Source organism: Pleomorphomonas koreensis DSM 23070, from assembly GCF_000425185.1.
GTDB lineage: Bacteria > Pseudomonadota > Alphaproteobacteria > Rhizobiales > Pleomorphomonadaceae > Pleomorphomonas > Pleomorphomonas koreensis.
Window position 1 is genome coordinate 136,334 of sequence record NZ_AULH01000001.1, and the last position, 22,643, is coordinate 158,976.

Consider the following 22,643-nt stretch of genomic DNA (forward strand, 5'->3'; position numbering starts at 1 on the left):
CTGCCGTCCTCCGGCTTCGCGGGGACTTGCGCCGAAGGGCCGCGGCCGCCAGATTAGCCATTGCGGAAAGGAGTTTCGGCATCGTGACCATGACAGGCGGACAGGGCGGTTTGCAGGCACTCGACGCGCGCTCGCGCGATATCTTCCGCCGCATCGTCGAGGCCTATCTCGACACCGGCGATCCCGTCGGCAGCCGCAATATCTCGCGTCTTCTCGCCGCGCCGCTGTCGCCGGCCTCGGTGCGCAACGTCATGTCCGACCTCGAGGCGGCCGGCCTCCTCTATGCGCCCCACACCTCGGCTGGCCGCCTGCCGACCGAGCTTGGCCTGCGCTTCTTCGTCGACGCCATGCTGGAGATCGGCGATCTCGCCGAGGGCGACCGCTCGGCGATCGAGGGCCGGCTGAAGGCATCCGGCACCGGCAAGAGCGTCGAGGACGTGCTGACGGAGGCGTCGCAGACGCTGTCCGGCCTGACGCGCGGCGCCGGCGTGGTGCTGACGCAGAAGGCCGACATCCGCCTCCGCCACATCGAGTTCGTCCGCATCGAGCCGACGCGCGGCCTCGTCGTGCTGGTCGGCGACAACGGCACCGTCGAGAACCGGCTGATCGACCTGCCGCCCGACCTGCCGGCCTCGGCCTTGCAGGAGGCCGCCAACTACCTCAACGCCCACATCCGCGGCCGCACGCTCGGCGAGACGCGCGCCGAGATCGAGCGCCAGCGCGCCGCCCGCCAGCTGGAACTCGACCGGCTGACCGCCCGCGTCGTCGATGCCGGCCTCGCCTCCTGGTCGGGGGTGGGCGGCAACCGGCCGCAGACGCTGATCGTGCGCGGCCGCGCCAACCTTCTCGACGACGTCAAGGCGGCCGAGGACCTCGAACGCATCCGCGCCTTGTTCGACGAACTCGAAAGCTCCGAGGACCTGATCGAGCTTTTGGGCCTCGCCGACGCCGGCGAGGGCGTGCGCATCTTCATCGGCTCGGAGAACAAGCTGTTCGGCCTTTCCGGCTCGTCGCTGGTGGTGTCGCCCTATCGCGACAACGAGGCGCGGGTGATCGGCGTCGTCGGCGTCATCGGGCCGACGCGGCTCAACTACGCCCGCGTCGTGCCGATGGTCGACTACACCGCCCGCGTCGTCGGCCGGCTGCTCGGCTGAGGGGAACAATGGAATCGTCCGGCGCCAAGCGGCGCCGGCCGCAGCGGGTCTTTGGTGGCGAAGCCCCGAAAGATGGAAAGCGGAGCGGAAGCCAAGGCGATGGATGTCGCCGCCGGCGCCTGAGGCCAGGAATAAAGTCGCCAAGGGTTGATTTTCCGGGTCGAAACCCTCAAATCCGGGGCACGCTTTGCGGCGACCGCCGCCTTTGAGACAGTGTGAGGACAAGATGGCAGACGAAACGGCACAGGGACCGACCACGCCCGAGCTGGACCCGGTGGTCGACCAGGGGCTTCAGCGCATCGCCGCCCTCGAGAAGGAGGCGGCCGATCTCAAGGATCAGCTGCTCCGCACCCTCGCCGACATGGAGAACCTGCGCCGCCGCACCGAGCGCGAGATCGCCGACGCCCGCACCTATGCGGTGACCAATTTCGCCCGCGACATGGTCGGCGCCGCCGACAACCTGACGCGGGCCATCGCCGCCGTCGACGCCGAGGCGCGCGCCAGCGGCGACGCGGCGCTGATCGCCCTGGTCGAGGGCGTCGAGCTGACCGAACGCGAGCTGATGAAGGCGCTCGAAAAGCACGGCATCAGCCGCGTCGATCCGGCCGGCGAGAAGTTCGACCCCAACTTCCACCAGGCGATGTTCGAGGTGCCCGACCCGAGCGTGCCGGCCGGCACGGTGGTGCAGGTGATGCAGGTCGGCTTCAAGATCGGCGAGCGCGTGCTGCGGCCGGCCCTGGTCGGCGTCGGTCGCGGCGGCCCCAAGGCGGCGCCGGCCGATGAGTCCGCCCAGCCCGACAAGCCCGCCGACGGCGGCCACAAGATCGACAAGACGGTCTGAGCGGCGATCGGCGGCAAGCGCTTCCCCGAAAGGAAAAGGGCGTCCGGCAGCGGGCGCCCTTCTTGTGTCTGGTCTCGTCGATTTATACGCGGTTTCACGTAAAAGGGGCTGGTATTCGCTGGCGTTCGCATCTAGCGTCGAGCAAGGCCCCGGAGGGGTTGGTCGCCATCGGGCGGCAATGTCGGAACGGCCCCGCCACGGCGGGGGACATTGCCGGCCCGGCGGCAGACGCTCAAAACAGGGGTCATTGGAGATGACCCCTGGCATTGAACTTGCCGATGTCGCATGCCCCGGATGCAAATGAGCAATCGGCGATGATTCCAATGAGCGGATGCGCCGGCATCGTCGCGAACCGGTATTAGTCGTCCATCTTCAGCGCCGCGATGAACGCCTCCTGCGGGATCTCCACCTTGCCGAACTGGCGGAGGCGCTTCTTGCCTTCCTTCTGCTTGTCGAGCAGCTTGCGCTTGCGCGTCACGTCGCCGCCGTAGCATTTGGCCAGCACGTCCTTGCGGAGCGCCCGGATGGTCTCGCGGGCGATGATCTTGCCGCCGATCGCCGCCTGGATCGGGATCTGGAACATGTGCTGCGGGATCAGGTCCTTGAGCTTCTCGCACATCGCCCGGCCCCGCCGCTCGGCCTGGCTGCGGTGGACCAGCACCGACAGCGCGTCGACCGGCTCGGCGTTGACCAGAATCTGCATCTTGACGAGGTCGCCCTCGCGATAGTCGCTGAGGTGGTAGTCGAACGACGCGTAGCCCTTGGAGATCGACTTCAGGCGGTCGTAGAAGTCGAACACCACCTCGTTGAGCGGCAGGTCGTATTGCACGATGGCCCGGCTGCCGACGTAGCTGAGGTCGATCTGGATGCCGCGCCGGTCCTGGCAGAGCTTCAGGATGGCGCCGAGATAGTCGTCGGGCGTCATGATCGAGGCGCGGATCCACGGTTCGGCGATCTCGACGATGCGCGTCACCTCCGGCATGTCGGCCGGGTTGTGCAGCTCGATCTCGGTATCGTCGGTGAGGCGCATCTTGTAGATGACCGACGGCGCCGTGGCGATCAGGTCGAGGTTGAACTCGCGCTCCAGCCGCTCCTGGATGATTTCGAGGTGCAGGAGGCCGAGGAAGCCGCAGCGGAAGCCGAAGCCGAGGGCGGCCGAGGTCTCCATCTCGAAGGAGAAGCTGGCGTCGTTGAGGCGCAGCTTGCCGACGGCGGCGCGCAGGTCCTCGAAGTCGGCGGCGTCGACCGGGAACAGGCCGCAGAACACCACCGGCTGCGCCGGCCGGAAGCCGGGCAGCGGCTCGGCGGTCTGGCGGCGCTCCTCGGTGATGGTGTCGCCGACCGCGGTGTCGGCCACCTCCTTGATCGAGGCGGTGATGACGCCGATCTCGCCGGTGTCCAGCCGGTCGCGGAGTTCGAGCTTCGGCGTCATGGTGCCGACCCGCTCCACCTCGTAGACGGCGCCGGTGCGCATCATCCTGACCTTCATGCCCTTGGTGAGCACGCCGTCGACGATGCGCACCAGCACCATGACGCCGAGATAGGCGTCGTACCAGCTATCGACCAGCATGGCCTTGAGCGGCGCCTCCGGATCGCCCTGGGGCGGCGGCAGGCGGGTGACGATCGCTTCCAGCACGCCCTCGATGTTGAGCCCGGTCTTGGCGGAAATCTCCACCGCGTCGGAGGCATCGAGGCCGATGACGTCCTCGATCTGCTGCTTGACGCGCTCCGGCTCGGCGGCCGGCAGGTCGACCTTGTTGAGGATCGGCACGATCTCGTGATTGTTGTCGATCGCCTGGTAGACGTTGGCCAGCGTCTGCGCCTCGACGCCCTGGCTGGCGTCGACCACCAGCAGCGAGCCCTCGCAGGCGGCCAGCGACCGGCTGACCTCGTAGGCGAAGTCGACGTGGCCGGGCGTGTCCATCAGGTTGAGCGTGTAGGTCTCGCCATCCTTGGCCTTGTAGGCCAGCCGGACGGTCTGCGCCTTGATGGTGATGCCGCGTTCGCGCTCGATGTCCATCGAATCGAGGATCTGCTCCTTCATGTCGCGCTGGGCGACGGCGCCCGTCGTCTGGATCAGGCGGTCGGCGAGCGTCGACTTGCCATGATCGATGTGGGCGATGATGGCGAAGTTGCGAATATGGGACAGCGGCTGTTTCGTCATGGCCGGCTAGATAGCATCCCCCCGTTCCCCCGCCAAGCACCCGACGCCCGGCAAAGCCAAGGTTTTACGGCGCCGGCTCGCCGATCGCGCCGCGCGGTACGACGGAGGTAGCACACGCGGTAAGTGTTTTCATGGGCGGTGCCGGCCGCCACGTTCGGTTATCAATGAGAAGCGGATAGCGATTCCCGTGGCCGGCTGGGTACGGCGTGGGACAGCCGGGGAGACATGGACGTGCATTTGTCGAACAAGCTCGCCGCCTTGTCGCTGGCCGTCACCGACGCGGCGCTGGCCGCCGACGCCGGGCTCGCCACCACCGCCGTCGCGGCGCTGATCGCCGGCGCCAACAGTCCGCCGCTGGCCATCGGCGAGATCGCCGTCATCGTCGGCCTCACCCATTCGGCCACCGTCCGTCTGGTCGACCGGCTGGAGGCCGACGGCCTGATGCGCCGCCAGCGCCGGATCGGCCGCGAGGTGCTGGTCGAGATCACGCCGGCCGGCCGCCGCCGGGCGCAGGAGTTGCAAAACCGGCGCCTCGCCGAGAGCGGCGCTTTCCTCGGCTGCCTCACCCCCGAGGAGCGCAACCAGCTCGGCCGGCTGCTCGACCGCATCATGCAGGACCACGTCGCCCGCGGTGTCGATCGCCGGCGCCTCTGCCGCATGTGCGCGCGGAGCTATTGCAACTGCTGCTTCGAGCGGGCCGGAACCGACGCCGGAGAAGCGCGGCAGGAGGCCTGATCCGGCCGGCATCTCAGGGAGCGGACGCGCCGGCCTCCTCGCCAATGGCCATCACGCCTTGCGGTAGGTCCAGACGCGGGCCGGCGGCAGGTTGCGCACGATCCAGCCGCCGACGTCGAGCGTCCAGCGGCTCGGCTCGGCGGGCACCGGCGGCACCAGCGCATAGGAGAACTGGATGAACGGACGCCCCGGCGGCAGGGCGGCCATCGCCTGGTCGAGCAGGCGGCGGCGTTGCAGCGGCGGCCGGGTGAAGAGGGGCAGCGACGACACGACGGCCGCCACCTCGGAGACGCCGGCGTGCTTCAGCGCGTCGGTGAGCTGGTAGGCGTCGCCCACCGTCACATGCAGCCCCGGAAAGCGGGCGCGGATGTGCTCGGCGAAGTCGGGATTATACTCGATGGCGATCAGCCGCTCGGGCGGCAGGCCGCGTTCGATGAGCGCCGCCGTCACCGCGCCGGTGCCGGGGCCTAGCTCGACCACCATGCCCGGCCAGGCCGGATCGACGACGGCGGCCATGGCGCGGGCCAGGAAGCGCCCCGACGGGCTGACGGCGCCGGTGGTCAGCGGCCTCGAAGCCCAGCTCCTCAGGAACTTGATGTCGTCGGAATATTGGCAGCGCACGCGCCGCGCTCCGGCGATCGCTTCATCCCGCAGTCGATGCACCAGCATCCTTCACCTCCGGCTCGGAGCACAGGACATCCCGGAGCGAACCTTGGCCCGCCGACATGTCGGGAGTTTGACGGCTGGTGTCAGCCGCCGAGATTGTCGAAGAAATCGCGGACGCGGGCGAAGAAGCCGGCCGATTCGGGATTGTTGTCGCCCGACGATTCGCGCTCGAATTCCTCCAGCAGCTCGCGCTGGCGGCGCGTCAGCCGCTGCGGCGTCTCGACGGTGACGTTGATGTACATGTCGCCGACGTCGCGCGCCCTGAGCACCGGCATGCCCTTGCCGCGCAGGCGGAACTGCTTGCCGGTCTGCGTGCCCTCGGGCACGCGCACCTTGGTCTTGCCGCCGTCGATGGTCGGCACCTCGAACTCGCCGCCCAGCGCCGCCGTGGTCATGGAGATCGGTACGCGGCAATGGAGGTCGGCGCCGTCGCGCTGGAAGAAGGCGTGCGGCCGGAGCGAGATGAAGATGTAGAGGTCGCCGGCCGGGCCGCCCCTCAGGCCCGCCTCGCCCTCGCCGGAGAGGCGGATGCGCGTGCCGTCCTCGATACCCGAGGGAATGTTGACGGAAAGCGTGCGCTCCTGTGTGGTCCGCCCGGTGCCCGAGCAGGCGTCGCAGGGGTTGGCGATGGTCTCGCCGCGGCCCTGGCAGGTCGGACAGGTACGCTCGATGGTGAAGAAGCCCTGGCTCGCCCGGACCTTGCCGGCGCCGCCGCAGGTGCGGCAGGTCTGGGGGGATGTGCCCGGCTTGGCGCCGGTGCCGGCGCACTTGACGCAGGTGATCGAGGTCGGCACGCGGATCTCGACGGTTTTGCCGGAGAAGGCTTCCTCCAGCGTGACGTCGAGATTGTAGCGGAGGTCGGCGCCGCGCTCGCGGCCATTCGGCCGGCTGCGGCGGCCGCCGCCCATGAACTCGCCGAAGATGTCGTCGAAGATGTCGGCCATCGAGGCGCCGAAGCCGCCGGCATCGCCGCGTCCGCCCATGCCGTTCTCGAAGGCGGCATGACCGAAGCGGTCATAGGCGGCCTTCTTCTGCGGATCCCTCAGAACTTCGTAGGCCTCGTTGGCTTCCTTGAACCGGGCCTCGGCGGTGTCGTCTCCGGGGTTCTTGTCCGGATGCAGCTGCATGGCGAGCTTGCGGAAGGCGCTTTTCAGCGTCTTTTCGTCGGCGTCGCGGGGAACGCCCAGCACGTCGTAATAGTCGCGTTTGGCCATCGTCTGTCCCGAGGTCGAGGGGAACCCTGCGGCGGTCGCGTCCCGCCCGGCCATGAAGCATGAGCCGTTGCTGGCGGCTTATACCTCACGTTTCTGCTCTTGGCATCCGCTGGCCCGAAAAAGCCTGCAACGTTTCGGGCGGATGCCCCTGACGGAGACCGGCCCCCCGGCCTCTGCGGACGGGGGAGCCGGATGCTCAGGAAGCCCGGCCTCAGCCGTTCTTCTTGTCGTCCTTGACCTCCTCGAAGTCGGCGTCGAGGACGTCCTCGCCCTCGGTGCCCGGCTTCGTCTCGGCGTCGCCCGGCTGCTGCTGGGCGGCGTACATCGCCTCGCCAAGCTTCATGGCCGCCTGGGCGAGGGCGTTGGTCTTGGCCTTGATGTCCTCGGCGTCGTTCGAATCGATCACCGCCTTGAGGTCGGCGATGGCGCTTTCGATGATCGACTTGTCCGACGACGACACCTTGTCGCCGTAGTCGGCCAGCGACTTCTCGGTCGAATGGATCAGCGCCTCGCCGTGGTTCCTGGCCTCGACGGCCTCGCGGCGCGCCTTGTCGGCGGTGGCATTGGCCTCGGCGTCCTTCACCATCTTGTCGATGTCGGCGTCCGACAGGCCGCCCGACGCCTGGATGCGGATCTGCTGCTCCTTGCCGGTGCCCTTGTCCTTGGCCGACACGTTGACGATGCCGTTGGCGTCGATGTCGAAGGTCACCTCGATCTGCGGCACGCCACGCGGCGCCGGCGGCAGGCCGACGAGATCGAACTGGCCCAGGAGCTTGTTGTCGGCCGCCATCTCGCGCTCGCCCTGGAAGACGCGGATGGTCACCGCGCTCTGGCTGTCCTCGGCGGTCGAGAACACCTGGCTCTTCTTGGTGGGGATGGTGGTGTTGCGGTCGATGAGGCGCGTGAACACGCCGCCCAGCGTCTCGATGCCGAGCGACAGCGGCGTCACGTCAAGGAGCAGCACGTCCTTGACCTCGCCGGCCAGCACGCCGGCCTGGATGGCGGCGCCGATCGCCACCACTTCGTCCGGGTTGACGCCCTTGTGCGGCTCGCGGCCGAAGAACTGCTTCACCGTCTCCTGCACCTTGGGCATGCGCGTCATGCCGCCGACCAGCACCACCTCGTCGATCTGCCCGGCGCTGAGGCCGGCATCCTTGAGGGCGGCCTTGCAGGGCTCGACGGTCTTCTGGATCAGGTCGTCGACCAGCGCCTCGAACTTGGCGCGGGTGAGCTTCAGCGTCAGGTGCTTGGGGCCCTTGGCGTCGGCGGTGATGAACGGCAGGTTGATCTCGGTCTGCGAGGCGCTGGACAGCTCGATCTTGGCCTTCTCGGCGGCTTCCTTGAGGCGCTGCAGGGCGAGCTTGTCGCCGCGCAGATCGATGCCCTGCTCCTTCTTGAACTCGTCGGCGAGATAGTTGACGAGCCGCATGTCGAAGTCTTCGCCGCCGAGGAAGGTGTCGCCGTTGGTCGACTTCACCTCGAACACGCCGTCGCCGATCTCCAGGATGGAGATGTCGAAGGTGCCGCCGCCGAGGTCGTAGACGGCGATGGTGCGGGAGTGGTCGGACTTGTCGAGGCCGTAGGCGAGGGCGGCGGCCGTCGGCTCGTTGATGATGCGCAGCACCTCGAGGCCGGCGATCTTGCCGGCGTCCTTGGTGGCCTGGCGCTGGGCGTCGTTGAAGTAGGCGGGCACGGTGATGACGGCCTGGGTGACGGCGGTGCCGAGATAGGCTTCGGCCGTCTCCTTCATCTTGGCGAGCGTCATGGCCGAGATCTGCGACGGCGAATATTTCTTGCCGTCGGCGCTGACCCAGGCGTCGCCGTTGTCGCCCTTGACGATGGCATAGGGGACGAGGTCCTTGTCTTTTGCCACCATCGGGTCCTCGAAGCGGCGGCCGATCAGCCGCTTCACCGCGAAGATGGTGTTCTCGGGGTTGGTCACCGCCTGCCGCTTCGCCGGCTGGCCGACCAGACGCTCGCCGCCGTCGGCGAAGGCGACGATCGACGGCGTGGTGCGCGCGCCCTCCGAGTTCTCGATGACCTTGGCGTTCTTGCCATCCATGATGGCGACGCAGGAGTTGGTCGTTCCGAGGTCGATGCCAATAACCTTGCCCATTTCGTCACTCCGTTCAGGCAGACCGTCCGAACCCCCTTGCGAGGCATTCGGCGTGGCGCCGGATACCCGGCCGGTCCCCGTTTTTTCCTATGAATGCTGACCGGGGAACTCCCCGAATTCGGGCGGTATATAGGTTGCCGGCGCAGGCCGCGCAAGACGGCGGATGCCGGCCGGCGGCGGCTTCTCGCGCGAAAGAGAGGCTCGCCGCCCTAACCGGACATTAAGGCGTGGCCGGCTAGGATTTCTCCCCGAACGCGAAAGGGTGACGCCATCGGGGCACCCGTCACGGTCGCAGGGTGGAGCCGGTCATGGATCAGACTGTGGTAACGGAGCCGGATTCGGACCGCGTGTCGAGAGGCCGGCTGTCGCTGGTCGTCCCGACCTACAACGAACGCGCCAACATCGCGCCGCTGATCGCCTCGGTTGCCCGCGTCCTCGACGGGCTCGACTGGGAGATCGTCGTCGTCGACGACGACAGCCCCGACCGCACCTTCGAGGAGGTGAGGCGCCTTGCGGCGGCGGATCGCCGGATCCGCTGCCTGCGCCGCGTCGGCCGCCGCGGACTGTCGTCGGCAGTGATCGAAGGCGCGCTGGCGGCGAGCGGCGAGGTGATCGCCGTCATGGACGCCGACTTCCAGCACGACGAGCGCATCCTCGGGACAATGTACCGGAAGCTCCGCGACAGCCGCGCCGACGTGGTGGTGGCCACCCGCTACGACGGCGAAGGCGGCGTCGGCGACTGGAATGCCGGCCGGCAGGCGATGAGCCGGCTGGCGACCTGGGTGAGCCGGCTGGTCATTGGCGGCCGGACGTCCGATCCGATGAGCGGCTTCTTCATGTTCCGCCGCGATGTTCTCGACGAGATCGTCTACGACCTGTCGGCCCAGGGCTACAAGATCCTGCTCGACATGCTCGCCTCCGCCCGGCGGCCGTTGCGCGTCGAGGAGGTGCCTTTCGTCTTTCGCCGCCGCGCCGAGGGCGAGAGCAAGATTTCGGCGATGGTGATCGCCGAATATGCCACGCTGCTGGTCGAGAAACTGTCGCGCGGTCTCGTGCCGGGACGCTTCGTGCTGTTCTGCATGGTCGGCAGCCTCGGCATTCTCGTCCACATGCTGGCCCTCTGGGCGAGTCGGGCGGCCGGCGTCGCCTTCGAGGAGGGCCAGGTCATGGCGACCTTTATCGCCATGCTGTTCAACTTCGGGCTCAACAACGAGGTCACCTATCGCCGCTGGCGCCTCTCCGGATCGGCGATCTACGGCGGCGTGGTGGCCTTCTGCCTCGTCTGCTCGCTCGGCGCGCTCGCCAACGTCAGCGTCGCCGAGCTGGCCCTCGTCCAGCTCGGGAGCTGGCCGCTGGCCGGCCTTTCCGGCGCGCTGATCGGCGGCGTCATCAACTTCGCCATTGCCGACAACGTCGTCTGGCAGGTGGGGCGGCGGCGCGGACGCGCAAGGGGGCAGCAGCCGTCGGCAGCTGCGGTGGCCGTCGACGCCGCCGGCGGCGAAAGCCCGGCCCGATGACGGCGATGGACCGCGCCGCCGCGACGCGGACGCCGGCCGATGCCTGGACGGTGGCCGCCGTCCTGCTGGCTCTCGCCGCCATGGCGTTCCAGGCCTTCATGCCGACCAAGGACGACATAAGCTGGCTGATCACCAACGCCGAGGCGCTGCTCGACGGCAAGGAGCTTTACAAGGACATCATCGAGACCAATCCGCCCCTCTCGGTGCTGCTCTATCTGCCGGCCGTGCTCGTGGAGCGCCTCGTCGGCGTGCGGGCCGAGCTGGCCAGCATCGTCTTTACCGGCGTGATCGGCCTCGCCATCGCCCGAATGGCCCGGCGGCGTCTCGACGCGGCCGGCGTCGAGGGAGGCGGACCTCTCGAGGCGGCCGTGGCGCTGGTATTCCTGGTGCTGCCGGTCGGCGCCTACGGCCAGAAGGACCATGTCGCGGCGCTGATCGCGCTGCCCTATTTCATCGACCTCGTGCTTCTCGCCGAGCGAAAGGGGCGGATGTCCGTGGCCGCGGGCGTGCTGGCCGGCCTCTGCGTGGCCGTGAAGCCGCATTTCGTCCTTGCCGTTCTGTTTCCCTGCTTCGGGCTGACGGCTTGGGTCTGGTGGACGGAGGGGCGACTTTCCCTGGCGCCGATCCTGAACCGCGCCAACGTGACCGCCGCCGCCGTCGCCGTCCTGTTCCAGGGGCTGGTCTACCTGCTGTTTCCGGCCTTCTTTCGCGTCGTCCTGCCGATTGTGCTGGAAATCTACGTTCCGGCCCGCGAGCCGCTGTGGAGCCTGCTGGTCACCGACAAGGGCTTCCTGTTTCCGGTTCTGTTGCTCATCGCCGCGTTCTACGGCTCATGGACGAAGCGGGAGAGCATCCTGGCGCTCGCCGGAGCCGGCTTCTTCGGCGCCTACCTGCTGCAGGCGAAGGGATGGCCCTATCATCTGTTTCCGGCGACGAGCTACGGCTTCCTCATCCTGGCCTGGACGGTCCTGCCGAACCTGCGGAAACCCGCTTCCCGCCGCTCGCCGCTGATCGCCGCGGCGATGGTCGCCGTCGTCGCCGCAAGCCACTCCCAATGGATGACGGTGACCTGGCTCGACTGGTCACCGCTGACGCGGGCGATCGTCGCCACCGGTATCGACAGGCCGAAGGTGCTCAACATCGCCAGCTCGCACGAGGTCGGCCATCCCTCGGTGCGGGACGCCGGCGGGCAATGGGTCGGCACCCTCTCCTGCCGCTGGATCACGGTCAATGCCCTGATCAGCGTCTACCTCCATCCCGACGACCCCGCCATGCGCGCCCGCTCCGAGGCCTGGCAAGCCCGCGATCGGGACTATCTGTTCGAGGACATCCAGCGCGCGAAGCCGGATCTCATCCTGGTCGAACGGCTCGATCTACTCGATTGGATGGACTGGGCGCGGAAAATGCCGGCGCTCGCCGCCGCCCTCGACGACTATGAGGTCGCGGTGGATGTTCCCGGCACCAGGGCGAGGGCGGCGGTTGCCGTCTATCGGCGCAAGGCCGCCGGCTGACCCGCCGGAGCTGCCGTCCGGCGTTTCCGTCTCTTTGGTCTTCATTACCGAATTGTCACGGAACCGTCGGCGAATTGACATTATCCTTGCAGAAAGGTGAGCGAGAGAAGAAGCAAGGACGGACAACCGGAGGGTTTGCGATGTTCGGTCTACCAAGTGGCTTTCCCGCCGCCCGCAAACTGCCGCCGGCCTTTCCCGGTGCCGCCGGGGAGATGCCCCTCGGCCGCATGGGCGCGCTGGAGGTGCGGCTTGCCCGCTCGGCCGGCGAGGTGCGCGCCGCCCAGGCGCTGCGCTACCGCATCTTCTACGGCGAGATGCAGGCCACGGCCGATCCGCGCACCCTTCTTCGCCGCCGCGACGCCGACGCCTTCGACCGCTATTGCGACCACCTGCTGGTCCTCGATCACGACGACGTCGAGGTCCGCCGTTTCCGCCGGGCACGGCCGCGCATCGTCGGTACCTACCGCCTGCTGCGACAGGAAGTGGCGGCACGCCACGGCGGCTTCTACACGGCGGGCGAGTTCGCCATCGAACCGCTGATCGCCCGCCATCCCGGTCTCGAATTCCTGGAACTCGGCCGTTCCTGCGTCATGAAGCCCTACCGGTCGAAGCGCACGGTGGAACTGCTGTGGCAGGGCATATGGGCCTACGTGCTGAACCACGGCATCGACGCGATGATCGGCTGCGCTTCCTTCGAGGGCACCGACCCCGACACCCTCGCCCTGCCGCTGTCCTTCCTGCATCATCATGCCTCGGCCGGCGGCGACTGGCTGGTGGAGGCGCGGCCCGAGCGGACCGTATCCATGAACCGGCTGCCGATCGAAGCGATCGACATGAAATCGGCGCTCGCCGCGATGCCGCCGCTGATCAAGGGCTACCTCCGGCTCGGCGCCATGATCGGTCGCGGCGCCGTCGTCGACCGTCCCTTCGGTACCACCGACGTGATGATCGTGCTGCCGGTCGAGCGCATTTCCGAGCGCTACGTCCGCTATTACGGCGCCGACGCCAGCCGCTACGCCGCCTGATCGTTCCGGAACACCAGGCGCGAATAGCCGGCGTAGTTCATCACCATGCCGACGCCGGTGCCGGCCGCCACGGCGATCAGCGGTCTGAGGCCGGAGATCGTCGCGAGTGCCGCCGCGAATACCAGGTAGTTGACGGCGATCGACGTCAGCGATACCGCCACGTAGCGCGCCCGCCGGCCGGGCACCGGCGCGCGCCGGTCCTTCCAGGTCAGGTTACGATTGATGGCGTAGGTCACGGCGATGGCGACGGCCACCGCGGCGACGCGGCCGAGATAGGGGCTGACGCCGAGGGCCGCCAGCGCCTCGGTGAGGCCGGCGTCAACGAAGAAGCCGCTGAAGCCGGCCAGCGCGAAGCCGCCGAGCCGCCGGAAGGTGGTCATCTCAGCCGGCCCGCCGCAGGAGGTCGCGCAGCGCCGCGAGATTGGCCGCGGTCGCCGTTTCGGTCGCCGCCGGGTCGGGCCGCTTCAGCGAGGGGATCGACAGGTAGAGAATGCGCTTCTGCTCGACGCGCGAGCGGGCGAGGCTGTCGAGCACCAGGCCGGCGGTGGCGATCAGCGCGGCGAGAATCATCAGCCCGGTGGTGAGCACCGCCGTCGGCAGGCGCGGCACCAGCCCGGTCTCGACATAGGTCGCGAAGATCGGCAGGGCGAGGCCGATCGAAGCGGCGGCACAGAGGCCCGACAGCACGCCGAAGAACAGGCTCGGCCGCGTCTCCTTCACCAGCATCATGAACATCATCAGGATGCGGAAGCCGTCGCGGAAGGTGTTGAGCTTGGACGGCGCACCCTCGACGCGGCGGCCGTAGTCGAGCGGCAGCTCGACGGTGGGGATGTGGAGCTGGCCGGCGTGGACGGCCATCTCCGTCTCGATCTCGAAGCCGTGCGAGACGGCCGGGAAGCTCTTGACGAAGCGGCGGGTGAAGGCGCGATAGCCGGAGAACACGTCGGTGAAGCCGGCGCCGAACAGCCGCCGGTAGAGGCCGTTGAACAGGCGGTTGCCGAAGGCGTGGCCGGAGCGGCCGGCGTCGACGGTGACGTTGCGGCGGACGCCGACCGCCATGTCGGCCCGCTCGGTGATCAACGCCCGGACGAGGTCGACCGCGTCGGCCGGCGCGTAGGTGCCGTCGCCGTCGGCCATCACGTAGACGTCGGCGTCGATGTCGGCGAACATCCGCCTGACGACGTGGCCCTTGCCCTGCCGCCCCTCGCGGATCACCTCGGCGCCGGAGAGCGCCGCCTCGACGGCGGTGCGGTCGGAGGAGTTGTTGTCGAACACGATGACGCGCGCCTCGGGCAGCGCCGCCCGGAAGCCGCGCACCACGGCGCCGATCGTCGCCCCTTCGTTGTAGCAGGGCAGCACCACGGCGATGTCGAGGCCGGGAAAGGTTGGAGGCTCGGCGGCGTCCGGGCGGATGTCGGTTGCGGTCATCGGGGGGCACTCGGACGGCTGCGGGCCGCGAAGCGCGGCACTCGCCTTTACCATTTATCCATCGTGTTAAGGCAAAGCTAACGACGCTTAGCGTGTGCCGGGCGTCCCGCGTCCTGTTGTCGGCTTTGGTCAATGAATTCGAAACAAGGTGCCCTCGGCGCCGCCTCCGTCCTCTCCGGTCTCAGGCTCCGGACCCGCCTGATCTTCGCCGCCGCGCTGGGACTGCTGGTCGCCGGGCTTCTGGGAGTGGGCCGCCTTGCCGACCTCGGCCCCGCCTGGAGCGACCCCGATTCGATGATGCGCCTCGTCGAGGTGCGCGACCTGCTCGCCGGCCAGGGCTGGTTCGACCTCACCCAGTACCGGCTCGACCCGCCGGGCGGCCTGCTGATGCACTGGTCGCGCCTCGTCGACGCGCCGATCGCCGCGCTGATCCTCGCCGCGACGCCGTTCCTCGGCAGGGCCGGCGCCGAGCTGTTCGCCGCCAACCTCTGGCCGGTGCTGCTGATAGTGCCCTTTGCCTGGGCGCTGGCCTCGGTGGCCGGCCGCTTCGGCGGCGACATCGCCCGTCTGGTCACGCTCCTGATGATCTTTCTGTCGCCGCAGGTGAAGGCGGTGTTCCAGCCGGGCATCCTCGATCACCACAACGTCCAGGCCGTGCTGGTCGCCGTCGTGCTGATGGGGCTGGTGCGGGCCGATGGCGCCCGCCGCTGGCCGCTTCTCGCCGGCGCGGCGGCGGCCCTGAGCCTTGCCGTCGGCATGGAAACGCTGCTCGCCGTCCTGCTGGCCATCCTCGGCCTCGCCGCCGCCTGGACCGTCGACGCCGACCGCTGGCGGCGCGGCCTGCTGCTGTTCACCGGCGCACTGGTCGCCGGCACGCTGGTCGCCGCCGCCGTCACCATTCCGCCCTCGCGCTGGCTGGTGCCGGCCTGCGACACGCTGTCCTTCGCCTATCTGGCGCCGGTGCTGGTCGGCGGTGCCGGCGTCATGGCGCTCGCCGCCCTGCTGCGCGGCCACGACGACGGCGTGCCCGGCCTGTTGATGCGCGGCGGCGCGCTGGTCGCCGTCGGCTCGCTGCTGGTGGCGCTGGCCGCCGTGCTGTTCCCGACCTGCCTCGCCGGCCCCTATGGCGGCGTCGACCCGGCCATCCGGCCGATCTGGCTCGACCGCGTCGCCGAGGCGCAGGGGCTGCTCGACACGCTTCAAGGACGGCCGACGCTGGCGCTGCCGCTCTACCTCGCGCCCTTCGCCGCCGTCCTGCTCGGCGCCGCGGCGCTCCGCCGCCTGCCGGCCGCCGACCGGCCGGGCTTTGCCATGGTGCTGTCCATCCTCGGCGGCTCGGTGCTGATCGGCATGGTGCAACTGCGCGCCATGGTCGGCGCTCAGATCGTCGCCTCGGCCGCCATCGGCGTCGTCGCGGCGCTGGCGGTGCGCGACACCGCCGGCCGCGACGACATCAGGGCGGTGGCCCGGCGCTGGAGCTGGCTCGTCGCCGTGCCGGCGCTGTGGTGGCTGGCCGGCAAGCCGATCGACCAGTTGCTCGGCCGGACGGAGGCCGACGCCGTGGAGACGGCGACCATGACCGACTGCCGCGCCTTCCTCGGCGACGTGCTGTCAGCGCGCGCGCCGGGTCTCGTCGTCGCCACCTCCAACTTCGGTGCCTTCCTGCTGGAAGCGACGCCGCACGCCGTGCTGGCCGCTCCCTACCACCGCGACGCCCACGGCATCCTCGCCGTCGACGCGATATTCACCGGCGACGATGCCGAGGCCGCCTTCCACAGGACCGGCGCCACCTATCTCGCCGCCTGCGCCGGTGATCCCGAACTCCACCAGATGGCCGAGCGGGCGCCGCACGGCCTCGCCGCCCGGCTGATCGACGGCGTGCGGCCGCCCTGGCTCGCCGAGGTCGCCTCGGGGCCGGCCGGCATGGTGTTCTCGGCGCGGCCCTCCGGCCTCGACGTCACCGGCTCGCTGCCGGTGCTGCGCCTCAGGCCGTCGATCCGTCAGTGAGGCTGGTTAATCTCCGGTTCATCCGGATTGGCGCAGCATGATCGCCCGTCCGATCCGGAATCGCCCCATGCTGAAACGCTTCTTCGCCGCCTTTCTCCTCGCCGCCGTGCTGCCGGCCGCCGCCGCCGACCGGCCGGCCAAGGAGCTGTTCGGCGCCGCAGAGGCGCCGGCGCCGCTCGCCGCCCGCTCGATCGGTACCTATGCGAGAGGTTGCCTCGCCGGCGCCGCGTTGCTGCCGGTCAACGGCCCGGCCTGGCAGGTGATGCGTCTTTCCCGCAACCGCAACTGGGGCAACCCGGTGCTGGTCGACTTCCTTGAACGCCTCGCCGCCAAGGCGCCGTCGGTCGGCTGGAATGGCCTTCTGGTCGGCGACATGTCGCAGCCGCGCGGCGGCCCGATGTCGTCGGGCCACGCCAGCCACCAGATCGGCCTCGACGCCGACATCTGGCTGACGCCGATGCCGAAGCGGGAGTTCTCCTACGACGAACGCGAAAAGGTCAGCGCCGTCTCCATGCTGGCGCGCGACACGCTGAGCGTCGATCCGGCGAAGTTTTCCGACAAGCAGTTCGGCATCCTCCGCCTGGCGGCCAGGCAGCCGGAGGTGGAGCGCATCTTCGTCAACCGGGCCATCAAGAAGGCGCTGTGCGAACGGGCGACCGGCGATCGCTCATGGCTCGCCAAGGTGCGGCCCTGGTGGGGCCATGACTACCACTTCCACGTCCGCATCGCCTGCCCGAGGAATTCGCCGACCTGCAAGCCGCAGGCCGAGCCGCCGTCCGGCGACGGCTGCGGCGCCGAGCTTCAGAGCTGGTACGCGCCGCCGCCCAAGCCGACGAAACCGTCGAAGCCCAAGCCGCCGCCGCCCGAGATTACGCTGAAGGACCTGCCACCTGAATGCGCCCAGGTACTGGTGGCGAAGTAATGAAAAGGGCCGCGAGGATTGTCCCCGCGGCCTTTCTCGCAACGCTTTTGATCAGACTTACGCCCGCAGGCTCGCTCCCGTCGCCTTCTGCACGGCGGCGACGATCGCCTTCGACACCTTGTCGATGTCCTCGTCGGTCAGCGTGCGGTCGGTGGGCAGGAGCGTGACGGCGATCGCCACCGACTTCTGGCCGGCCGAGACGTGCTCGCCCTTGTAGACGTCGAACACCTCGACGCCGCCGATCAGCTTCTTGTCGGCGCCCTGCACCGCCTTGACGATCTTCGCCACCTCGACGCCGTCGTCGACGACGAAGGCGAAGTCGCGGGAGACCGGCATGAAGGCGCTGAGCGCCAGCGCCGGCTTGCCGCGGCCGGCCTTGGCCTTGGCGACCGGGATGCGATCGAGGATCACCTCAGCGGCGACGATCGGCCCCTCGGTATCCAGCGCCTCGACGACGGCCGGATGCAGCTCGCCGAAATGGGCGAGCACGGTCTGCGGCCCGAGCTGGATGCTGCCCGAGCGGCCGGGATGGAACCAGTTGGGCGCGGCGCGGACGATCTGCACGCGCGAGATATCGACCCCGAGTGCGTCGAGCAGGGCGAGCGCATCGGCCTTGGCGTCGAAGGCGGTCACCGGCTTCGCCGATCCCTCCCAGTGGCGGCCGCCGCCGATAAGGCCGGCGTTGCCCTCGCGCACGGCGGTGGCGGCGGTCGACTGGTCCTGCGGCCGGTCGCCGGCGAACACCTGCCCGACCTCGAACAGCGCGAGATCGGCAAAGCCGCGATCGGCGTTGCGCTTGACGGCCGCGACGAGGCCGGGGATCAGGCTCGGCCGCATGTCGCTCATGTCGGCGGAGATCGGGTTGGCCAGCTCCAGATCGGCGCCGCCGCCGCCGAACAGCACGGCGATCGGCTTGGCGACGAAGGACCAGGTCACCGCCTCGACGAGGCCGCGGGCGGCGAGCGCCCGCTTGGCGCGGCGGGTGCGCACCTGGAGCGGCGTCAGCACCTTCTGCGACACCGAGGCGATGCGCGGCAGCGCCGTCGCCGGCACCTGGTCGAGCCCGACGATGCGCACCACCTCCTCGACGAGGTCGGCCTTGCCGTGGACGTCCGGCCGCCAGGACGGCACGGCCACCGAACGACTGTCGCCGCTGCCGGTCACCTTGAAGCCGAGCTTCTCCAGCGTCGCGACGATGGTGTCGGCGGCAAGGTCGAGGCCGGAGAGGCGCTTCACCTCGGAGAACGGGAAGTCGATCACCTTGTTCGGAAGCGGCTCCTGGCCGGCCACCACGACCTCGGACGCCTCGCCGCCGCAGAGATCGAGCACCAGGCGCGTCGCCAGTTCCAGCCCGGCGACCACGAAGCCGGGATCGACGCCGCGCTCGAAGCGGAAGCGGGCGTCGGAGTTGAGGCCGAGGCGGCGGCCGGTGCGGGCGGTGCGGCCGGGATCGAAATAGGCGCTCTCGATGAACACCGAGGTGGTGGCCTCGGTCGAGCCGGTGGTCTCCCCGCCCATGACGCCGGCAAGGCCGAGCACGGCCGCGTCGTCGGCGATGACGCACATCGTCTCGTCGACGGCGTAGGTCTTGCCGTCGAGCGCCAGGAGGCTTTCGCCGGTCTTGCCGAGGCGGGCGCAGATGGTGCCGGTGAGCTTGTCGGCGTCGTAGACGTGCAGCGGCCGGCCGCGATCGAAGGTCAGGTAGTTGGTGATGTCGACCAAAGCCGAAATCGGCCGGAGACCGATCGCCTTCAGACGGTCCTGAAGCCACTTGGGCGACGGACCGTTCTTGAGGCCGCGCACCACGCGGCCGGCGAAAATCGGGCAGGGCGTGTCGTCGCCGTCGAACCTGAGGGCGATCGGCACCGGCGAGGCGAAGGCGCCGGGCACCGGCTGGAGCGGATCGGGCTTCAGCGTGCCGAGGCCGCGCGCCGCGAGATCGCGGGCGACGCCGCGCACGCCGAGGCAGTCGGGCCGGTTGGGGGTGATCGAGATGTCGATCACCGGATCGGCGCCGCCCCGCCAGTTGGCGAAGGACATGCCGACCGGCGCGTCGGCCGGCAGCTCGATGATGCCGTTGTGCTCGTCGGAGAGGCCCAGCTCGCGCTCCGAGCACATCATGCCGCGGCTCTCGACACCGCGGATGGTGCCGATCTCCAGCACGGCGCCGGTGGCCGGAATGACCATGCCGGGCAGCGCGAACACGCCCTTCAGGCCGGCCCGCGCGTTGGGCGCGCCGCATACCACCTGCACCGGCCCCTTGCCGGCGTCGACGGTGAGCAGCTTCAGCTTGTCGGCGTTGGGGTGCTTCACGGCAGTGACGATCTCGGCGATCACGAAGGGCTTCAGCGGCGCCGACGGATCGGACACCTCCTCCACTTCGAGGCCCACCATGGTCAGCGCCTCGACCACCTCGTCGAGCGAGGCGTCGGTGTCGAGGTGGTCTTTCAGCCAGCTGAGGGTGAATTTCATTTTGGCAAATCCATTCGGAAAATCAGGCGCGGACGATCAGGAGGTCAGGCCGCCGTAAAGGCTCGGCAGGTCGAGCGGCCGGAAGCCATAGTGGCGAAGCCAGCGGACGTCGGCGTCGAAGAAGGCCCTGAGGTCGGGCATGCCGTATTTCAGCATGGCGATGCGGTCGATGCCCATGCCGAAGGCGAAGCCCTGATAGCGGTCGGGATCGAGGCCGGCCGAGCGGATGACGTTGGGATGCACCATGCCGCAGCCCAGGATCTCCAGCCAGTCGTCGCCCTCGCCGATGCGGATCTCCGAGCCGGAGCGCTTGCAGCCGACATCGACTTCCATGGAGGGCTCGGTGAACGGGAAGAACGACGGCCGGAAGCGCGTCTTCACCTCGTCGACCTCGAAGAAGGCCTTCAGGAACTCCTCCAGCACCCACTTGAGATGGCCGAAATGGGTGGTCTCGTCGATGACCAGGCCCTCCACCTGATGGAACATCGGCGTGTGGGTGGCGTCGCTGTCGCAGCGATAGGTGCGGCCGGGCGCGATGATGCGGATCGGCGGTTTCTCCCGCTCCATCGTCCGCACCTGCACCGGTGAGGTGTGGGTCCTGAGGAGGAGGCGCGAACCGTCCTGCTTCGGCTTCAGGAAGAAGGTGTCGTGCATCTCGCGCGCCGGATGGTCGGGCGGGAAGTTGAGGGCGGTGAAGTTGTAGTGGTCAGTCTCGATGTCCGGTCCCTCGGCCACCGAGAAGCCCATGTCGGTGAAGATGGCGGTGATCTCGTCGATCACCTGGCTGACCGGATGGATGCGCCCCTCGGCGAGCGGCCCCGGCCGCACCGGCAGGGTGATGTCCACTGTCTCGCGGGCAAGGCGGGCGTCGAGGGCGGCATCCTTCAGCACGGCCTTGCGGTCGGCGATGGCGAGGCCGACGCGGTCCTTCAGCGCGTTGATCGCCGCGCCGCGCGTCCGTCGCTCGTCCGGGCTCATGGCGCCGAGCGTCTTCAGCAGCGCCGATACCGAGCCCTGCTTGCCGAGGGTGGCAACGCGCACGCTTTCGAGGGCGGCTTCGTCGGCGGCGGCGTGGATGTCGTCGAGAATGGAGGCTTCGAGCTGTTCGATGTCGGTCATGACGCTTGTTCCGGCCCCGGTAGGTCTGATGGGTGGCTTCTAGCCGGTCTCGCCGGCGATTGCACGCCCGGAAAAGAAAAGAGCGGCGCACCGATCGGCGCGCCGCTCTCGTATTTCGGGGGCGGCCGATCGGCGATCGGCCCCGTGGCTGTTGCCTTAGGCGGCAGCCTGGGCCTTCTCGACGATGGCCCTAAACGACGCCGGCTCGCTGATGGCGAGGTCGGACAGCACCTTGCGATCGATGGCAATCCCGGCCTTGGCCAGGAGATCGATGAAGCGGGCGTAGGTCAGCTCGCCACCGGTGACGTCGCGGACGGCGGCGTTGATGCGCTGGATCCACAGGGCGCGGAAGTTGCGCTTCTTGGCCCGGCGGTCGCGCGTCGCATATTGCATCGCGCGATCGACGGCCGCCTTGGCGGTCTTGATGGTATTCTTGCGGCGGCCCCGGTAGCCCTTGGCGGCCTCCAGAACCTTCTTGTGCTTGGCATGGGACGTAACGCCCCGCTTGACGCGCGCCATTGTTCAGTCTCCTCGATTGAGTGCCGTTTGATCGCGCGGGATCAGGCGTAGGGCAGGAAGTTCTTCTTGATGATGATTTCATCCGGCTTGGACAGCACGGTGGTGCCGCGCGCCTTGCGGATGAACTTGGTGGTCCGCTTGATCATGCCATGACGCTTGCCGGCCTGCGCCGACTTGATATGGCCGTTGGCGGTCACCTTGAAGCGCTTCTTGGCGCCCGACTTGGTCTTCATCTTGGGCATTTTGCTCGTTTCCGAGTGTTTGGAGATCCCTTTCGGGTATCTCGTTGTGGTCTTTTCCGAAAAAGCCGCGATCCGCCGCCGGATTTCCCGCGACCCGCGACAGGCTCGTCCGGGGTTGAGCTTCGACGGTCGCCACGGCATGCCCATGGATACGGCAAGCCGTCTCCACGCCGGGCGACCTGAAGTGGCTGGGCTTCTAGCCGAAAAGGGCGGCCGGCGCAAGGCGCATTCGCCCTCACGGGGCCTATTGCCGGCAAAGGAAAGGGCCCCGGCGCGGCGGCCGGAGCCCTGTTCGGCGGACGGGCGCGAGGAAGGCTCAGCGCGGGGCGAGCAGCATCACCATCTGGCGGCCTTCGAGGCGCGGCTCGCTCTCCACCTTGGCGACGGCGCCGGTCTCTTCCTTGACCTGCTGCAGGAGCTTGAAGCCGAGGTCCTGATGGGCCATCTCGCGGCCGCGGAAGCGCAGCGTCACCTTGACCTTGTCGCCCTCCTCGAAGAACCGCAGCATGCTCTTCATCTTCACGGTGTAGTCGTTCGTGTCGATGTTGGGCCTGAGCTTGACTTCCTTGATCTCGACGATCTTCTGGTTCTTGCGGGCTTCCGACGCCTTCTTCTGGGCTTCGAACTTGTATTTGCCGAAGTCCAGAATCTTGCAGACGGGAGGCGTCGAATTCGGGGAAATCTCGACGAGGTCGAGACCGGCCTCGACGGCGGCGGCCAGCGCATCGGCGATCGCGACGACGCCGAGGTTGTCACCTCCCTCGCCGATCAGCTGGACCTGGGGGACCCGGATTTCGCGATTGATGCGCGGACCTTCCTTGACGGGGGCGGTGGCTCGGAACGGGCGACGAATGGCTGTCAACTCCTCTGATGTTTCGGAAAACGGCCATCCCTCCGGGTATGACGGCGCCTGACGTGTGCCACGGCCTTGATCGTCGAACGATCGGACAGCGAAACAGGGGGCGCCACCCACGGGCGGCCGGCTGTCCTC

Annotated in this window: 19 protein-coding genes; 8 read left to right on the top strand and 11 right to left on the bottom strand. The window is 68.8% G+C overall.

All coding sequences use genetic code 11. The features are described 5' to 3' along the window. The first annotated feature begins 89 nt into the window (after positions 1–89). Positions 90–1,154: a heat-inducible transcriptional repressor HrcA gene (hrcA, locus tag H512_RS0100605; RefSeq protein WP_026781878.1), complete on the top strand. Its 1,065-nt coding sequence runs from the start codon at positions 90–92 to the stop codon at positions 1,152–1,154. A 226-nt stretch (positions 1,155–1,380) separates the two neighbouring features. Next, complete coding sequence (grpE, locus tag H512_RS21955; protein ID WP_084798228.1) at positions 1,381–1,995, top strand: nucleotide exchange factor GrpE; 615 nt, start codon at positions 1,381–1,383, stop codon at positions 1,993–1,995. A 358-nt stretch (positions 1,996–2,353) separates the two neighbouring features. Here grpE and lepA read toward each other — a convergent pair whose 3' ends face one another. After that, complete coding sequence (gene lepA, locus H512_RS0100615; protein ID WP_026781879.1) at positions 2,354–4,159, bottom strand: translation elongation factor 4; 1,806 nt, start codon at positions 4,157–4,159, stop codon at positions 2,354–2,356. 231 nt (positions 4,160–4,390) lie between these two features. Between lepA and H512_RS25510 the strand changes: the two genes are divergently transcribed. Beyond that, the gene (locus H512_RS25510; protein WP_169507107.1) at positions 4,391–4,894 is read left to right on the top strand and encodes a MarR family winged helix-turn-helix transcriptional regulator; all 504 of its coding nucleotides are present in this window, start codon (positions 4,391–4,393) and stop codon (positions 4,892–4,894) included. 51 nt (positions 4,895–4,945) lie between these two features. Here H512_RS25510 and H512_RS0100625 read toward each other — a convergent pair whose 3' ends face one another. The 3 genes from H512_RS0100625 to dnaK form a co-directional block, all read right to left on the bottom strand. Next, positions 4,946–5,563: a class I SAM-dependent methyltransferase gene (locus tag H512_RS0100625; RefSeq protein WP_036789367.1), complete on the bottom strand. Its 618-nt coding sequence runs from the start codon at positions 5,561–5,563 to the stop codon at positions 4,946–4,948. A gap of 80 nt (positions 5,564–5,643) precedes the next feature. Next, on the bottom strand, positions 5,644–6,774 hold the full coding sequence (gene dnaJ / locus H512_RS0100630; protein ID WP_026781881.1) for a molecular chaperone DnaJ: 1,131 nt from the start codon (positions 6,772–6,774) through the stop codon (positions 5,644–5,646). 211 nt (positions 6,775–6,985) lie between these two features. Then, positions 6,986–8,890, bottom strand: a complete 1,905-nt coding sequence (gene dnaK / locus H512_RS0100635; RefSeq protein WP_026781882.1) for a molecular chaperone DnaK — start codon at positions 8,888–8,890, stop codon at positions 6,986–6,988. Between the two features lie 308 nt (positions 8,891–9,198). Between dnaK and H512_RS21965 the strand changes: the two genes are divergently transcribed. The 3 genes from H512_RS21965 (at position 9,199) to olsB (ending at position 12,943) form a co-directional block, all read left to right on the top strand. After that, positions 9,199–10,407 (top strand): glycosyltransferase family 2 protein, encoded by a 1,209-nt coding sequence (locus tag H512_RS21965; RefSeq protein ID WP_053239434.1) that lies wholly within the window; start codon positions 9,199–9,201, stop codon positions 10,405–10,407. Continuing rightward, positions 10,404–11,918 carry a hypothetical protein gene (locus H512_RS0100645; protein WP_026781883.1) on the top strand — a complete coding sequence of 505 codons (1,515 nt, stop codon included), beginning with the start codon at positions 10,404–10,406 and terminating at the stop codon, positions 11,916–11,918. Before H512_RS21965 ends, H512_RS0100645 begins: the two co-directional genes overlap by 4 nt. Positions 11,919–12,058: 140 nt before the next feature. Next, positions 12,059–12,943, top strand: coding sequence for a l-ornithine N(alpha)-acyltransferase (gene olsB, locus H512_RS21970; protein WP_084798229.1), 885 nt, complete (start codon positions 12,059–12,061; stop codon positions 12,941–12,943). On the opposite strand, the gene H512_RS21975 is transcribed toward olsB, so the two are convergent. Both H512_RS21975 and H512_RS21980 read right to left on the bottom strand, forming a co-directional pair. Continuing rightward, positions 12,931–13,323: a GtrA family protein gene (locus H512_RS21975; protein WP_053239435.1), complete on the bottom strand. Its 393-nt coding sequence runs from the start codon at positions 13,321–13,323 to the stop codon at positions 12,931–12,933. The two genes, olsB and H512_RS21975, sit on opposite strands and share 13 nt — an antisense overlap. A gap of 1 nt (position 13,324) precedes the next feature. After that, positions 13,325–14,371 carry a glycosyltransferase gene (locus tag H512_RS21980; RefSeq protein WP_053239436.1) on the bottom strand — a complete coding sequence of 349 codons (1,047 nt, stop codon included), beginning with the start codon at positions 14,369–14,371 and terminating at the stop codon, positions 13,325–13,327. Positions 14,372–14,503: 132 nt separating this feature from the next. Between H512_RS21980 and H512_RS0100665 the strand changes: the two genes are divergently transcribed. Together H512_RS0100665 and mepA are read left to right on the top strand one after the other, a co-directional pair. Continuing rightward, positions 14,504–16,378 (top strand): hypothetical protein, encoded by a 1,875-nt coding sequence (locus H512_RS0100665; RefSeq protein ID WP_026781884.1) that lies wholly within the window; start codon positions 14,504–14,506, stop codon positions 16,376–16,378. A gap of 67 nt (positions 16,379–16,445) precedes the next feature. Next, positions 16,446–17,300, top strand: coding sequence for a penicillin-insensitive murein endopeptidase (gene mepA, locus H512_RS21985; RefSeq protein ID WP_053239437.1), 855 nt, complete (start codon positions 16,446–16,448; stop codon positions 17,298–17,300). 57 nt (positions 17,301–17,357) lie between these two features. Here the strand turns inward: mepA and pheT are convergent, their stop codons facing one another. The 5 genes from pheT to infC form a co-directional block, all read right to left on the bottom strand. Further along, a complete protein-coding gene (gene pheT / locus H512_RS0100675) occupies positions 17,358–19,772 on the bottom strand; it encodes a phenylalanine--tRNA ligase subunit beta (RefSeq protein ID WP_026781885.1) in 2,415 nt (804 codons plus the stop codon). Between the two features lie 36 nt (positions 19,773–19,808). Then, entirely contained in the window at positions 19,809–20,891 is a 1,083-nt protein-coding gene (gene pheS, locus H512_RS0100680) for a phenylalanine--tRNA ligase subunit alpha (protein ID WP_026781886.1), read from the bottom strand. Between the two features lie 156 nt (positions 20,892–21,047). Beyond that, a complete protein-coding gene (rplT, locus tag H512_RS0100685; RefSeq protein ID WP_026781887.1) occupies positions 21,048–21,410 on the bottom strand; it encodes a 50S ribosomal protein L20 in 363 nt (120 codons plus the stop codon). A gap of 41 nt (positions 21,411–21,451) precedes the next feature. Continuing rightward, positions 21,452–21,652, bottom strand: coding sequence for a 50S ribosomal protein L35 (gene rpmI, locus H512_RS0100690; protein WP_026781888.1), 201 nt, complete (start codon positions 21,650–21,652; stop codon positions 21,452–21,454). Positions 21,653–21,968: 316 nt separating this feature from the next. After that, the gene (gene infC / locus H512_RS0100695) at positions 21,969–22,505 is read right to left on the bottom strand and encodes a translation initiation factor IF-3 (protein WP_026781889.1); all 537 of its coding nucleotides are present in this window, start codon (positions 22,503–22,505) and stop codon (positions 21,969–21,971) included. Between the last annotated feature and the right edge of the window lie 138 nt (positions 22,506–22,643).